This window comes from Caballeronia sp. LjRoot31 (genome assembly GCF_964253885.1).
Lineage (GTDB): Bacteria > Pseudomonadota > Gammaproteobacteria > Burkholderiales > Burkholderiaceae > Caballeronia.
This window is the reverse complement of record NZ_CAXURX020000001.1, coordinates 3,115,102-3,129,399: the sequence shown is the minus strand read 5'-3', so window position 1 is coordinate 3,129,399 and position 14,298 is coordinate 3,115,102. Positions and strand designations below refer to the sequence as shown.

At 60.1% G+C, this 14,298-nt stretch carries 11 protein-coding genes and 1 other RNA gene; 4 read left to right on the top strand and 8 right to left on the bottom strand.

Annotation, left to right across the window (positions count from 1 at the left end; all coding sequences use genetic code 11):
- Positions 1-52: 52 nt before the first annotated feature.
- Entirely contained in the window at positions 53-1,798 is a 1,746-nt protein-coding gene (locus tag ACSQ8V_RS13935; RefSeq protein WP_436206050.1) for an FAD-dependent monooxygenase, read from the top strand.
- Between the two features lie 209 nt (positions 1,799-2,007).
- Here ACSQ8V_RS13935 and ACSQ8V_RS13930 read toward each other — a convergent pair whose 3' ends face one another.
- From ACSQ8V_RS13930 to ACSQ8V_RS13915, 4 genes are read right to left on the bottom strand one after another with little or no spacing between them, the layout of a single operon-like run.
- Complete coding sequence (locus ACSQ8V_RS13930; RefSeq protein ID WP_213768330.1) at positions 2,008-2,262, bottom strand: formate dehydrogenase subunit delta; 255 nt, start codon at positions 2,260-2,262, stop codon at positions 2,008-2,010.
- A 19-nt stretch (positions 2,263-2,281) separates the two neighbouring features.
- The gene (gene fdhF / locus ACSQ8V_RS13925; RefSeq protein WP_436206049.1) at positions 2,282-5,203 is read right to left on the bottom strand and encodes a formate dehydrogenase subunit alpha; all 2,922 of its coding nucleotides are present in this window, start codon (positions 5,201-5,203) and stop codon (positions 2,282-2,284) included.
- 15 nt (positions 5,204-5,218) lie between these two features.
- Positions 5,219-6,775, bottom strand: coding sequence for a formate dehydrogenase beta subunit (locus ACSQ8V_RS13920; RefSeq protein ID WP_436206048.1), 1,557 nt, complete (start codon positions 6,773-6,775; stop codon positions 5,219-5,221).
- Positions 6,772-7,269, bottom strand: coding sequence for an NAD(P)H-dependent oxidoreductase subunit E (locus ACSQ8V_RS13915; protein ID WP_436206659.1), 498 nt, complete (start codon positions 7,267-7,269; stop codon positions 6,772-6,774). Before ACSQ8V_RS13915 ends, ACSQ8V_RS13920 begins: the two co-directional genes overlap by 4 nt.
- Before the next feature lie 139 nt (positions 7,270-7,408).
- On the opposite strand from ACSQ8V_RS13915, the gene ACSQ8V_RS13910 reads away from it, so the two are divergent.
- The 3 genes from ACSQ8V_RS13910 (at position 7,409) to ACSQ8V_RS13900 (ending at position 10,518) form a co-directional block, all read left to right on the top strand.
- Complete coding sequence (locus tag ACSQ8V_RS13910; RefSeq protein ID WP_436206047.1) at positions 7,409-8,497, top strand: substrate-binding domain-containing protein; 1,089 nt, start codon at positions 7,409-7,411, stop codon at positions 8,495-8,497.
- Between the two features lie 180 nt (positions 8,498-8,677).
- Positions 8,678-8,941 (top strand): hypothetical protein, encoded by a 264-nt coding sequence (locus ACSQ8V_RS13905; protein ID WP_213768326.1) that lies wholly within the window; start codon positions 8,678-8,680, stop codon positions 8,939-8,941.
- A gap of 500 nt (positions 8,942-9,441) precedes the next feature.
- Positions 9,442-10,518, top strand: a complete 1,077-nt coding sequence (locus ACSQ8V_RS13900; protein ID WP_436206046.1) for a glycosyltransferase family 4 protein — start codon at positions 9,442-9,444, stop codon at positions 10,516-10,518.
- A gap of 256 nt (positions 10,519-10,774) precedes the next feature.
- Here the strand turns inward: ACSQ8V_RS13900 and ssrA are convergent.
- The 4 genes from ssrA to ompA all read right to left on the bottom strand — a co-directional run bounded on the left by ssrA (position 10,775) and on the right by ompA (position 13,590).
- Positions 10,775-11,143: a transfer-messenger RNA gene (gene ssrA / locus ACSQ8V_RS13895) on the bottom strand.
- Between the two features lie 91 nt (positions 11,144-11,234).
- Complete coding sequence (gene gph, locus ACSQ8V_RS13890) at positions 11,235-11,951, bottom strand: phosphoglycolate phosphatase (protein ID WP_436206658.1); 717 nt, start codon at positions 11,949-11,951, stop codon at positions 11,235-11,237.
- A gap of 77 nt (positions 11,952-12,028) precedes the next feature.
- Complete coding sequence (ubiG, locus tag ACSQ8V_RS13885; protein WP_436206045.1) at positions 12,029-12,727, bottom strand: bifunctional 2-polyprenyl-6-hydroxyphenol methylase/3-demethylubiquinol 3-O-methyltransferase UbiG; 699 nt, start codon at positions 12,725-12,727, stop codon at positions 12,029-12,031.
- A 206-nt stretch (positions 12,728-12,933) separates the two neighbouring features.
- A complete protein-coding gene (ompA, locus tag ACSQ8V_RS13880) occupies positions 12,934-13,590 on the bottom strand; it encodes an outer membrane protein OmpA (protein WP_213768321.1) in 657 nt (218 codons plus the stop codon).
- Positions 13,591-14,298: the final 708 nt, after the last annotated feature.

The window sequence follows — 14,298 nt, the reverse complement described above, 5'->3', positions numbered from 1 at the left end:
GCGCGAGGGGACCGGCGTACACTTGGCACTGTGAAGTTTGAGGGAGAAGCGCATGCTCGCGCAGACGCCGAATCGACACAAAGTCCTCGACGTGCCGCCGGTTCTGATCGCCGGCGCTGGTCCAACGGGCCTCGCCGCCGCAATGAGTTTGTCGCGTGCCGGCATTCCGGTGCGTCTCATCGACAAAGCCCCTGAACCCTCGCCGTGGTCACGCGCCATCGGCATTCAGGCACGCACGCTTGAGCTCTTCGAGCAGCATCGGCTGGTCGAACCGTTTCTCGAACTCGGTCATCGGGCGCGTGTCGCGAATCTGTATTCGAACGGCCAGCGCCTTTTGCGGCTCGACTTCGATCCGTTGCAAACGCGCTATCCATATCTGTTGTTCCTCGATCAATCCGTCACCGAACGCCTGATGACGGAGCACCTCGCGTCGTTCGGCGTGCACATTGAACGCGGCGTGGAATTGATGCGTTTCCGGCAAGGATCGGCGGGGCTGGACGCGGCCGTGCGGCATCCAAACGGCGCTGAAGAATCGATTCGCCCGTCCTACCTGATCGGCGCTGACGGCGCACATAGCACGGTGCGCCACGGTCTGGACATCGAGTTCACGGGCAAGACTTTCGAGCAAACCTTCCTGCTCGCCGATCTTCATGCCGACACCGAATGGCCCGACGACGAATTCCATATCTTCGCGTCCGGCGAAGGAATCGCGACCTTGTTTCCGATGGGCGGTGGCCGCACGCGCCTGATCGCGGACAAGCGTGCGACGTCCGCCGCGGTACCCGGCGTAGCGTCCGGCGTGGCGTCCGATAACGCGGCGGACAGTCCGGATAAAAGCGCGGCGCCGACGCTCGACGAATGCCGGGCGATTATCGAACGGCGTATTCATCATCGTGTGACGGCGACGAACCTCCAATGGTCGTCGTATTTTCATCTGAATAGTCGCATGGCTGACCGGCTGCGTTCGGGCCGCATTTTTCTTGCCGGCGATGCCGCGCATGTCCATAGTCCGGCCGGCGCGCAGGGGATGAACACGGGCATTCAGGAGGCATTTAACCTCGGCTGGAAGATTGCGCGGATGCTGGCCGGGGTTGCGCCGGACCGCTTGCTCGATACGTACCACGACGAGCGTCATCCGATCGAGCGCGAAGTGCTGCGGCAATCCAGTTTCATGACGCAAATGGCCGCTGCGGAGCATGGGCCGATGAAGCTGATTCGCGATCACGTGATGCCGGCTTTATCGGCGATTGGTCCGTTGCGCGATGCCGCTCGACGCACGGTCAGCGAGTTGTCGATTCAATACCGGCGCAGTCCGCTCACGCTGGATCGCTTGCTCGATGGCGGTCCGCGTGCGGGTGAGCGCGCGCCGGACGCGTGGGTGCATGTACTGGACGGCCCGCTTGGCCGGGCGCCGGGCGTGGGGTGTCTCTTCGATCTCCACGATCCCGCGTGCTTCTCGTTGTTCTTGCTGGTGAACCCGTTGCAGGAAGATGACATCGCGCTGGCGCCCGCGACGCTCACCGTTGCGCATGCTATCCGCGATAAGGATCTGGACGAGCTGGCGGTATTGGTGGAAGAAGTGTTGCCGAATACGGTGCGTGTGTGGCGTATCACCGATAACGAAAGCGATAGCGCGAACTCGCTGACCGATGCGTACGGGCGCACTCGGCCGTGCTTTTATCTGGTGCGCCCGGATGGGTATATTGCGGCGAGAGGGCGAGCGCCGTCGGATACGCAGGCGCTGCTGCGGCATTGCGAAACCTGGTTTGGTTCGACGCAACCGCGAGGGGAGAGTTAGCTGGATTTTGGCAGCGGGAGAGGCTCGACCGTGTTCAAGCTCTCGGCCCATTTCCGTACCTCGGCTTGCGGAACGCGAAACCCGGCGTGCAAGCTCGCCAACGCTTCGTGGGTCAAGCGGTCGCGTTCATCGTGCGCCGTTACGCTTTCAACTTTTTGATTCACGTTTTTCAATCCTATGAGTCCGGAAATCGCGTGATTCTACCTCGATCAACTCGCCAGATTTTCCGCCCCCGCCGGCGTCAGCGCCACCCGATGTTTCGTCAGCGCTTCCAGCACAATCGGTTTGAGCTCGGAAGCAACCTCCGGATTGTCCAGTCCGTTGAGCAGCGCAATCCGCATCCTTGGCGCCCAGAACCGGTGAATGTGATCGGCTACGCCGTCGACCGCTTCCGCACGATCCGGCATCGAATCGAAGAATTCACCGATCTGGTTCGCCATCTCGACCAGGCTGTTCACATCCATGATTTGTTCCCATCCATTCTCATTTCCCCGACGACGTCACCGCCGCCACCGTTGAATCACGCAACTCGAGAAATTCCAACTGCTGCGTATTGAAGCGCGAATAATCCTTCTGCCATTGCGACGGCTGTTCCACCGGCATGACCTGCACCGCCGTCACCTTGTACTCAGGACAATTCGTGGCCCAGTCTGAAGAGTCGGTTGTGATCACGTTTGCGCCGGACTCCGGGAAGTGGAACGTCGTGTACACCACGCCCGGCTGCATCCGCTCGGTGACCTTTGCGCGCAGCACGGTCTGCCCGGCACGCGATTCAATCCCCACCCAATCGTCGGCCTTGATGCCGCGGTCCTCGGCGTCATGCGGATGAATCTCCAGCCGATCCTCGTCATGCCAACGCGAGTTCTCCGTGCGCCGCGTCTGCGCGCCCACGTTGTACTGCGACAAGATGCGGCCCGTGGTGAGCAGCAAGGGGAATTTGCGCGTGACCTTTTCCGGCGTCGCGATGAACTTCGTGATGACGAACCGGCCCTTGCCGCGCACGAATTCATCGATGTGCATCGTCGGCGTGCCGTTCGGCGCATGCGCGTTGCACGGCCACTGAATGCTGCCGAGTTCATCGAGGCGCTTGTACGACACGCCCGTGAACGTGGGCGTGAGGCGTGCGATTTCGTCCATGATTTGCGACGGATGCGTGTAGTTCATTTCATAACCGAGCGCGCGGGCGAGCTTGATCGTGACTTCCCAGTCGGCCAGTCCCGGCAGCGGCGGCATGACCTTGCGCACGCGCGAGATGCGGCGTTCGGCGTTGGTGAACGTGCCGTCTTTCTCGAGGAACGATGAACCCGGCAGGAACACGTGTGCGTACTTCGCCGTCTCGTTCAGGAAGATGTCCTGCACGACGATGCATTCCATCGATGACAACGCCTTCGCTACATGCTGCGTATTCGGATCGGATTGAACAATGTCCTCGCCCTGGCAGTAAAGGCCCAGGAAGCTGCCATGAACCGCGGCATCGAACATGTTGGGAATGCGCAGGCCCGGCTCCGATTGCAGCTTTACGCTCCACGCTTCTTCGAACAACGCGCGCACTGCCGCGTCGCTGATATGGCGATAACCCGGCAACTCATGCGGGAACGAACCCATGTCGCAGGAACCCTGCACGTTGTTCTGACCGCGCAACGGATTCACGCCTACGCCTTCACGGCCGACGTTGCCGGTTGCCATCGCGAGGTTCGCGATACCCATGACCGTCGTCGAGCCTTGCGCATGTTCCGTCACGCCCAAGCCGTAGTAGATCGCACCGTTACCGGCATTCGCATAGATCCGCGCGGCTTCGCGCACGGATTGAGCCGGGACGCCGGTAATGGCTTCCATGGCTTCCGGCGAGTTCTCTTCGAGCGTCACGAAGTCGCGCCATTGCTGGAACGCACGCGGTTCGCAGCGCTCGGCGACGAACTCTTCCTTCACCAGACCTTCGGTCACAATCGTGTGCGCGAGCGCGTTGACCATGGCGACGTTCGTGCCCGGCCGCAATGCCAGATGATGCGACGCCTTCACGTGCGGCGTATTCACGATATCGATACGACGCGGGTCCACCACGATCAGTTGCGCGCCCTCACGCACCCGGCGCTTGAGCCGCGATGCAAACACCGGGTGGCCATCGGTCGGATTCGCGCCGATCACGACGATCACGTCGGCTTTCTCGACGGACGCAAAGGTCTGCGTTCCCGCCGATTCACCCAGCGTCGTCTTCAGGCCATAACCGGTCGGCGAGTGACAAACACGGGCACAGGTATCGACATTGTTGTTGCCGAACGCCGCGCGCACGAGTTTCTGCACGAGGTAGGTTTCCTCGTTCGTACATCTCGACGATGTAATCCCGCCAATCGAATCCACGCCATGTTTGTCCTGGATGCGACGGAATTCGCTGGCCGCGTACGAGAGCGCTTCTTCCCAGCTTACTTCGCGCCACGGATCGGTGATCTTCGCGCGGATCATCGGCTTGGTGATGCGATCCTTGTGCGTAGCGTAGCCCCATGCAAAGCGGCCTTTCACGCACGCGTGACCATCGTTGGCCTGGCCGTTCTTGTTCGGCACCATGCGCACGACTTCGCTGCCCTTCATCTCGGCTTTCAACGAACAACCGACGCCGCAATACGCGCACGTCGTCACGACCGAATGCTCGGGCTGGCCGAGCATGATCACGGTTTTTTCCTGCAGCGTCGCGGTGGGGCAAGCCGCCACGCACGCGCCGCACGACACGCATTCCGATTCCATGAACGGCTGGTTTTCACTCGCGGCCACGCGCGATTCGAAACCCCGTCCCGCGATGGTCAGCGCGAACGTCCCTTGCGTTTCCTCGCACGCGCGCACGCATCGATTGCAGACAATGCATTTCGACGCGTCGTACGTGAAATACGGATTCGATTCGTCCTTCTTGTCCTTCAGGTGATTCGCGCCTTCATAGCCGTAGCGAACTTCACGCAAGCCGACTACGCCCGCCATGTCCTGCAACTCGCAGTCGCCGTTGGCGGGGCAGGTGAGGCAGTCGAGCGGGTGATCGGAGATATACAACTCCATCACGTTCTTGCGCAGCGATTGCAGCTTGTTCGTCTGCGTGCGCACTTTCATCCCGGCTTCCACGGGCGTCGTGCACGACGCCGGATAGCCGCGCTTGCCTTCAATTTCAACCAGGCACAGACGGCACGAACCGAACGGCTCAAGCGAATCCGTTGCGCAGAGTTTAGGAACGTTGACGCCGGCTTCGATCGCCGCGCGCATCACCGACGTTCCCGCTGGTACGGTCACCGATGTACCATCGATGTCGAGCGTCACGTCGATATCCGCATGACGCAGCGGCGTGCCGTAGTCGGTATCGTCGAAGGGATCGCGCAGTTTTGTCTTGCACGCGCAATTGCCGGAACCGCAGGATGAGTTGGACATGTTGTGTTCCTTCTTTTAAGCCGCTTTCTGCGACGGCTTTCTGGACAGACCGAAGTCTTCAGGGAAATGGTCGAGTGCCGACAGCACCGGATACGGCGTCATGCCGCCCATCGCGCAGAGTGAGCCAGAAACCATGGTGTCGCAGAGATCGCGCAGCAAGGTAACCTGTTTCGGCGAGGTGTCTCCTGCACGGATCTTCGCGATGACTTCAACGCCACGCGTGGAACCTATGCGGCAGGGCGTGCATTTGCCGCACGATTCGACGGCGCAAAAGTGCATGGCGTATTGAGCGAGATCGGCGAGGTTCGACGTGTCGTCATGAATCACGATACCGCCATGCCCGACCACCGCGCCGACGGCCGCATATGCTTCGTAGTCCATGGGAATATCCCACTGGCTTTCGGGCAGATACGTTCCGAGCGGACCACCGACTTGGGCGGCGCGCGCCGGCCGGCCGCTGGCCGTGCCGCCGCCATATTCATGTATCAGTTCACGCAGGGTCACGCCGAACGCCAGCTCCACGAGGCCGCCTTGCTTCACGTTGCCAGCAATCTGGAACGGCAGCGTGCCGCGCGAGCGACCCATGCCGAAGTCGCGATAAAACGCCGCGCCCTTGGCAAAGATGATGGGCACCGTCGCCAGGGTGATGACGTTATTGATCACCGTCGGCTGCCCAAACAAACCGACCAAAGCAGGCACCGGCGGCTTCGCGCGGACCACGCCGCGTTTGCCTTCCAGCGACTCGAGCAACGCCGTTTCTTCGCCGCAGACATACGAACCGGCGCCTTTGGCAACTTCCAGTTCGAATGCCTTGTCGCTGCCGAGCACACTCGTACCAAGCCAGCCTGCATCGCGGGCTTTATCGATGGCGCGGTTCAGCGTCGCGATCGCATGCGGATATTCGCTGCGCACATAGATATAACCCTTCGTTGCCCGGGTCACGATCCCCGCGATGATCATCCCCTCGATCAACATGTACGGATCGCTTTCCATGACCAGCCGGTCCGAGAACGTGCCGGAATCGCCTTCGTCGGCGTTGCAGACGATGTACTTCTGCGGCGCCAATGCAGCCCGCACCGTGCGCCATTTGATGCCGGCCGGGAACGCTGCACCGCCGCGTCCTCGCAAGCCTGATTCGAGCAGCGCTTCGCAGGCGGCGTCGCCATCCGTTTCAAGCGCTTTGCGCAAACCTTCGAGGCCGCCATGCTTCATGTAGTCATCGGTGGAAAGCGGGTCCGTGATGCCGATGCGCGCGAACGTCAGGCGTTGTTGTTTCGCAAGCCACGGCAAGGTGTCGACTACGCCGACGCGCTTTTCATGCGCGCCGCCGTTTGCCAGATCGGCATTGAAGAGCGCGGCAACATCGTCTTCATCCACATTCGAATAACCGATACGGCCTTCCGCCGTCTCCACTTCGACCAGCGGTTCGAGCCACAGCATGCCGCGCGAACCGTTGCGCACAACTTCAACTTCAACGCCGCGTTTCTGAGCTTCGGCCGCAACCGCCAGCGCGACACGATCAGCGCCAAGCGCCAAGGCCGACGAATCGCAAGGGACGTAGATGCGCGTCATACCAGATCCTCCGCGCTCGAATGAACGCGCGCCGCTTCATACAGCCGTTCGAACTTCTGCGGCGTGACGCGGGCATGCAGCTCGCCGTTGATCGTCATGGCCGGCGACAGCGCGCATTGCCCGAGGCAATACACGGTCTCGAGCTCAGTATCGACTTGATGACCGGAATCGAACTTGCACCCCGTATGCCCTTCGATATGCGCCGCCAGCGCTTCCGTTCCCATGCTCCGGCAGGCCTCGGCACGACACAGCTGCACGGTCACGCGCGCGGGCGGCTCGGAACGGAAATGGTGGTAATAGGTGATCACGCCGTGCACTTCCGCGCGCGACAGCGACATGGCCTGAGCGAGCGGGGCGATGACATCGGCGGGAATGTAACCGGCTTCGTCCTGAATGGCGTGCAGCACGGCAAGCAGCGACGCACCCTTTTTCAGATGGCGCGCGACGCGCTCATCGGGCGTACCGGCCGACTGATTCTGGTGGTTGTGAGGCATCTGGACCATGTGGGGAGTCTCCATTGCTCGGTATATGTTTTATAAATGCATATATCGGTCTTATAATTTGCTGCACCGAGCCCGTGATATGCAAGATACGAGGCTAATCGGTCGATGGCAATAGGAACTGGGATTACATATGATCGATGTCGAATGCCGTACGGAGCTCGTCCTGCGTGACGCTGCGGGCCGCGAAGCCAGTCTCAGCGCGGCCGTGCCGTTGCTGCTGCTGGTTTCGCAGACGGGAAGCATCGCGCAAGCTGCGTCGGCTAAGGGTTTGTCCTATCGGCACGCCTGGGGCCTTTTGCGCGACATAGAGACGCGGTTGGGTGGTGCGCTGATTACGAAGTCGCGTGGACGCGGGTCGGTGCTGTCGGAGCTCGGCGAAGCAGTGCTGCGGGCGCAGCGTTTGTCGAACGAGCGGCTCGATGGACCACTTCAGGCGTTGGCCAGCGAAGTGGCCGGCGAACTGAACAGGCGGCTCTCGCGCGCCGTTGGCGAGATACGGATTCACGCCTCGCACGGGTACGCCGTTGCGGCGCTGGTGGACGCGCTGGCCACGAAGCAAATTCCCGCCGACATCAAATATCGCGAGAGCGCTGAAGCCGTCACCGCGCTCGCACGCGGCGAGTGCGAGCTGGCAGGTTTCCACTTGCCGATCGGCGAATTCCGCGCGAGTTGCGCCGAGATCTACCGGCCCTGGCTCGACGCGGGGCGGCATCGGCTGATTCATCTGACGCGGCGCACGCAGGGCCTGTTTCTGCCGAAGGGCAATCCCAAAGGCATACGCGGCTTGCACGATCTCGCTCGCGACGACATCCGTTTCGTCAACCGCCAGCCCGGATCGGGTACGCGCATGTTGCTGGATCTGGCGCTGCGCCAGATAGGCGTCGACCCCGCGAGCATTAACGGCTATGCCACCGCCGAACTGACGCATTCAGCTATCGCTGCATTTGTCGCGAGCGGCATGGCGGATCTTGGCTTCGGCGTACAGCCGGCCGCGCAGCAGTTTGCGCTGGACTTCATTCCGGTGATCGACGAGGACTACTTGTTCGCGTGCGATCGCGACAAACTCAACGATGCGGGGCTCAGCGGCCTGCTGGCGGTACTGCGCAGCGATGTGTTCCGGGACAGCGTGGCGCATTTGGAGGGCTACGACCCGGCTTTTTGCGGGCAACTGCTTGAGCTCGAGGCGGCGCTCAGCGGAGCGACCGGAAACGCGCGGTAACCATTTAGACCCGGCCTGTCCGGCTGATCCGGAGCCTTACGTTTAGAATTACGTTAACCTGATGGTTAGCGGGGAATGCCGGTGGTGTTGCGCAGGACGTTTTATCACCGTTCACCACGCCGGAGATGCCTCTGGCCAAACGTTTAACCGTCGACCGTTTTACTCACCGTTACTGCTGCCATGAAATTGCTTTTGAGCCTTGCCGCGTTGATCGCGTTTGTTGTTAGCGCCGTTGCCTTTGTGCCCGTCGCGTTTGCCCAGAATTCCCCCGGTGTTCCCGGTGGCATCCTGCAGGATCAGTTTCGCCTGAAACAACACCCGCAGCTCCCGTTTGCTGCTTCCGCTCCGTCGGACAAGTATCAGAACAGCGTGTCGGCGAAGCGCAAGCGCGGTGACCTGGGGGACCCGAACGGTTGTAACCTGCAATGTCCGCAGGACCAATAAGCCTGCAAGACTGCTGACAACGAAGTCCAGGCTCGCACGCGGCGGCTGGTATCGAAGCCGCTGGCTTGCTGTGTGCCATTGGCTTAAACCGCCACACCGCTGCAGCCCGACATGGCCGTCTCATAATAGGGCCTGTTCTACGGGTTATTTCTACGGCTTAGTTCTGCCAAACAGCGTTAACCCTGCCTTTTTGCCTCGATCTTCCGCCACGCCGGCGTTTTTTAAACGAGTTCCCCGGCGCAACGTTTGTTACCGCTCATTACCGACCGATTAATGCTACCTGATGGCGGCGTGCGCTGAATGCGCTCGGGTATCTTAATGGTGCGTGCATTGAGCGGAGTTCGATGACAGACGCATTCCATAATTCATTAAAAACAATCAAGCGAGCCGGCCGACGTCCGCGCCAGAGAAGCGTGGACGAGGGGATGCAGATAAGCACTTATCCGCATGACGGCATGGCCGCAATGGGACATTCGGATCGCCGAGGGGAAGACAACAAAATGAGAATTCTTCAAGTCATTCTTGCACCCCGCTTATCTGGTGCAGAGGTGCTTGCCAAGGGTGTGGCCATTGGGCATCAGCGGGGCGGTCACGACGTTTGCATTACTTCGCTGATGCCTGAGCACAACGATTTCCAGCACATCAGCGCTGAATTGCGTGCCAACAATGTCGTATGTTTTTTCCCGGAGCACTCGCTTGGCAAAGCGGGGCGACTGCTGTTCCTGCATCGTGCCATTCGACGGTTCAAACCTGACATCATTTTTGCGCACGCCACTATTCCGGCCTTGTACGTGCGCGCGTTGCCGACGCGCGTGCCGATCGTCTGGGTCATGCATTCCGGCGCCAACGACTTCGCGAACAACGCGCTGCTACTTGCCGAACGGTTGCTGTCGGGACGGGCGAAGGCGGTGATCGGTGTGTCGCAGAAGAATATCGACGATTACGTCAAGGAAGTGGGTTCACATCCCTCCATGATCGTGGTGCCGAACGGCGTTGATATTTCGCGTTTCGAGCAGGCGAGCGAGCCGTTGCCATCGACCGGTTTCAGGCAGATTGTCCAGATCGGCCGGTATATTCCCGAGAAGAATCAGTTGCAGACTGTGCAGGCATTTGCGCGCGTTGCCGCCGCCGAGCCCGATGTGCGGTTGCTGCTGTGCGGCGTGATTGAAAACCTTGAGTATCACGCGGCCATCCTGAAACTCGTGGATGACTTGGCGTTGAACGATCGTGTGAAGGTGATTGGTCCGCAATCGAATGTCGCGGAGATTTTGCGCGGGTCGCACGCGTTCGCTATGCCTTCGAGTTTCGAGGCGCACAGCATCGGGTTCCTGGAGGCGCTGGCGTCGGGAATTCCTGTCGTGGGCAATGCGATTCCCTCGTTCGCGTTCGCCAATGACTTTCCGGGCGTTGAACTACTCAATACCAGCGACGCCGATGCCTACGGCCGCGCGTTGCTCGATGCCTTGTCGCAGCCAAGAACCACGCGGCCGCTCAACGGCCTGACGTTGCAAAGCACGGCGGACCGTTATCTGGCAATTGCCTGGGATGTGCTCAACCCGCGGGTAGGGTTGAGTTGATCTAGTTGAATCGGATCGATTCGATGTGCAACGCGTCGCCGGATTTTCGGCGGCGCGTTTTTGTTGTGGGGCGCCGCGCAGTCTGGATCTGCAGCGGGCGTGGCAAGGTGCGCTCGAATGCAGCTCCGGATGTGCCGTATTCACCCGTGGGGCCAGTCAACGGCAGCACCCGACCGTCGCCAACAAACAAAAAACCCCCGCGCAGCTCAAGCTGCGTGGGGGTTTTGTTCAAACTTTAGTGTTACAGAAGGCTATTTGGTGGAGGCGGCGGGAATCGAACCCGCGTCCAGTAGCGCTCTACGACCAGTTCTACATACTTAGTTCTATCATTTGATTTAACCTGGCGACGCGGACGAACACGCTTCGCTTCGGCGATTCACTAAATTTTCGACCCGGATGTCATGACGCCACCAAGGCTTATCTGACGTATATGACCTCTCGCGGTATTGCTACCGGTCTTGCGACTCTAGTCCGTCAGTAAACTAGGGAGAGGCAGGCGGCCCTTAGGCTGCCAGTGCGAACGTTTCGTCGTTTGCAGTTACGTTTTTCCCATTGATTTACGAGGTGACGGGTCCTCGGTATGCCCTAGCCGCTTCGCAACCCCTGTCGAAACCAGGTCGCCCCCGAAGCATTGTTCATTATCTCACAGTTTCGTCCGCGTTTTCACCGCAGAACCGGTCCGGGAAGCCACAGCCGTCACGGTACATTGATGCGCGTTATTGCACATCGCGTAGCAGATGTTGCAATTCAATTGTCGTTTCCACCACGTGATCCGCATGCCACCGGGTGGGCGGCAAGTCCGTCCCGCAGTACCCGTAGGCGGCCGCCACGGTGACCATGCCGGCCGCGAAACCGGCCTGGACGTCGCGCAGGTCGTCGCCCACATACACCACACGCTCAGGCTTCTCTTCCATCAATTCCGCAGCATGCAGCAACGGCGCCGGATGAGGCTTCGAATGCGGGGTGGTATCGCCGCAAACAAGACAGGCCGCACGCTCAGCCAGTCCCAGCAGCGCCACTAGCGGTTCGGCGAGCCGCGTCGCTTTGTTGGTCACAATGCCCCAGCGCACGCCGCGTGCATCGAGTTGATCGAGCAATTCGTCGATACCCGGAAATAGCGTCGTCTCGATGCACAAATCCGCTTCATAGTTGGCGAGAAACTCCTCGCGCATGGACGCGTAATCGGGATGCTCCGGCTCGATCTCGAACGCGCCGGCCAGCAAACCGCGCGCACCCGCCGACGCCAATGGCCTCAGGGTCTCAAGCGGCCGCATTTCCAGCCCGCGGTCGTGTCGCATCTTGTTGACTGCGGCGACGAGATCGGGCGCGGTGTCGGCGATGGTACCGTCGAGATCGAACAAGACCGCCTGGCAGAGCCTCAGCCGGGTCTTGTCGATTTGATGCTGGGGCAGGGGCGTCGGGTCGTCGCTCATGAAAGTCCGTACAGGTTCGATGACGCTCGGAGGCGTGGGATCGGCATCACTTGGGCGATCGTTCATGTCTGTTCCCGTCAGGCCAGGCGACGGCAAGCCATCAGATAGTTGATGCTGGAGTCGTCGGAGAGACTGAAGCGCTTGCTGATCGGCCGGTAGGTAATCCCCTTGATCTCTACGATATCAAGTTGCGCGGAACGCACGTATTGCGCAAGTTCTGACGGCTTGATGAAACGCGCGTAATCGTGCGTGCCACGCGGCAGCATCCGGGCAATGTATTCCGCGCCGATCACCGCGAGCAAATACGCCTTGGCATTGCGGTTGAGCGTGGAGAAAAACACCCAGCCGCCGGGTTTGACGAGCGTTGCGCAAGCCTGCACGATCCCGGCCGGATCCGGCACGTGCTCGAGCATCTCCATGCAGGTCACCACGTCATAACTGGCGGGTTCCCGCGCCGCCAGCGTCTCGGCCGCGATCTCTTCGTATTCGACCTCAACGCCGCTCTCCAGGCTATGCAGGTCGGCCACGCCGAGCGCGCTTGATGAAAGATCCACGCCTTTCACCTTCGCGCCGCGCACGGCCATTGATTCAGACAGGATGCCGCCGCCGCAACCGATATCCAGCGCGCGCTTGCCCGGTAGATGCGCGAGAGCGTCAATCCAGTCGAGCCGCACGGGATTGAGTTCGTGCAATGGCTTGAACTCCGCATTCGGGTCCCACCAGCGATGAGCCAGCTCGCTGAATTTTTGAAGCTCGTGGGGATCGGCGTTGATCATGTGCGGATAGCCTTGAAACATAAGGTCAGAAACGGTCAAGCACCAAGTATATAGGCGGTGGCGAGAGCCGGTGAAACGCGTCACGAGCCCAGGCCGGTCGAGCAAAGGGACGCGCCGGACGTGCAGCAAGAGTGCAGCTAGATGCGCCGCACATAAAAAAAGCCCCGCCGAAGCGGGGCTTTGATCCTGCGGCAATCTGTCGCGTATTACTGCGGCTGACGCGAGGTTCCAACAACTTCGACTTCCACGCGACGATCCGGTGCGAGGCAGGCGATAAGTTGCTTGCGGTTCTTCTGGTTGCAACCCGTGGTAACCGGGTTACGCTTGCCCTTGCCTTCCGTATAGATACGGTTGGCTTCGATGCCCTTGCTGACCAAGTATGCCTTGACAGCTTGTGCACGACGCAGGGACAGGCGATCGTTGTACTTGTCCGAACCGATACGGTCCGTGTAACCCGTTGCGACCACAACTTCCAGGTTCAGGTCGCCAATCTTCGATGCGAGATCGTCAAGCTTTTCCTTACCAGCCGGCTTCAGGATAGCCTTGTCGAAGTCGAACAGAGCGTCAGCTTGGTACGTAATCTTCTGGCTCTGGATGACCGGAGCAACAGGAGCGACCGGAGCCGGCGGCGTCGGTGCTGTCGCTACCAGCGCGCCATCGCACTTTGCGTTGGCCGTTGCCGGGGTCCAGAACGCGTTACGCCAGCAAAGCTCGTTCGTGCCGTTCATCCACACCCACTCGCCCGTGCCGTTCACCCAGTTGTCGTCCACTGCCTGACGCGAAGCCGGGACCGATTGCGCCATAGCCGATGCAGCCATAACTGCGGTAGCTGCAATGAACGCGAGCTTTGAAAGTTTATTCATATTTCTCCTCTCGAAATTGAGATTACCGCAGGTTTACTGCGAGCCTTGTTGACGAAGACAAGTCATACATTGCTCGAAGTATAACATTACCGCGGAACAAAACGCTGTGTGTAGACTTCGAGCAGTGTCTAACTTTGTGCGTTCGCATTTTGCCATATCGTTCCCTTGCAACGATAAAAATATCCCCGGCCCCCCAACGCCCGCAACCTTATGTGGTGCATGCGCAACAAGACAGGACATGGGAATCGCAGGGTTTGATACGTGCCGAACATGCGCACAATGCGTGCCACCCCGGAACTTTTTCCCAAAACATCAATACATTTTTTTCGACGGTTTTTCGCGCGGTAATTGGCGGCGTCAAAACCCGTGAGGCCGAATGATAGCGGGTTAGTCTGACGTTTTCACTTTGTTGCGTGCGGCAATTTGTAAGCTTTCGCTACCGTTTGCTTCGTGGGCCCGCGTCATGCGCTTTCATGCTGATGCCATGCTGGTTATCGGCCCGCGCCAGTCCGTGCTGTCCCGTCCGGTCTCTCGTCACGCTGTTGTGTCCCTGAATTTCCGAATCCGTGCTGTCCCGACTCTATGTATACGCATGTGCTCCGGGAGCGGATGTCGCGCATGTTAGAATCGCGTGATGCGTTGCGTTCGCAATGCCGATGCTAAACGACGGTGAATCCGGGTAAAACGCCGCAAAAGAGGCTTTTACTC

Bases quoted from the DNA above. Each gene is read 5' to 3' on its own strand.
- ACSQ8V_RS13935 (WP_436206050.1), top strand. From the start codon at position 53: ATGCTCGCGCAGACGCCGAATCGACACAAAGTCCTCGACGTGCCGCCG.
- ACSQ8V_RS13930 (WP_213768330.1), bottom strand. From the start codon at position 2,262: ATGGATGTGAACAGCCTGGTCGAGATGGCGAACCAGATCGGTGAATTC.
- fdhF (WP_436206049.1), bottom strand. From the start codon at position 5,203: ATGTCCAACTCATCCTGCGGTTCCGGCAATTGCGCGTGCAAGACAAAA.
- ACSQ8V_RS13920 (WP_436206048.1), bottom strand. From the start codon at position 6,775: ATGACGCGCATCTACGTCCCTTGCGATTCGTCGGCCTTGGCGCTTGGC.
- ACSQ8V_RS13915 (WP_436206659.1), bottom strand. From the start codon at position 7,269: ATGCCTCACAACCACCAGAATCAGTCGGCCGGTACGCCCGATGAGCGC.
- ACSQ8V_RS13910 (WP_436206047.1), top strand. From the start codon at position 7,409: ATGATCGATGTCGAATGCCGTACGGAGCTCGTCCTGCGTGACGCTGCG.
- ACSQ8V_RS13905 (WP_213768326.1), top strand. From the start codon at position 8,678: ATGAAATTGCTTTTGAGCCTTGCCGCGTTGATCGCGTTTGTTGTTAGC.
- ACSQ8V_RS13900 (WP_436206046.1), top strand. From the start codon at position 9,442: ATGAGAATTCTTCAAGTCATTCTTGCACCCCGCTTATCTGGTGCAGAG.
- gph (WP_436206658.1), bottom strand. From the start codon at position 11,951: ATGAGCGACGACCCGACGCCCCTGCCCCAGCATCAAATCGACAAGACC.
- ubiG (WP_436206045.1), bottom strand. From the start codon at position 12,727: ATGATCAACGCCGATCCCCACGAGCTTCAAAAATTCAGCGAGCTGGCT.
- ompA (WP_213768321.1), bottom strand. From the start codon at position 13,590: ATGAATAAACTTTCAAAGCTCGCGTTCATTGCAGCTACCGCAGTTATG.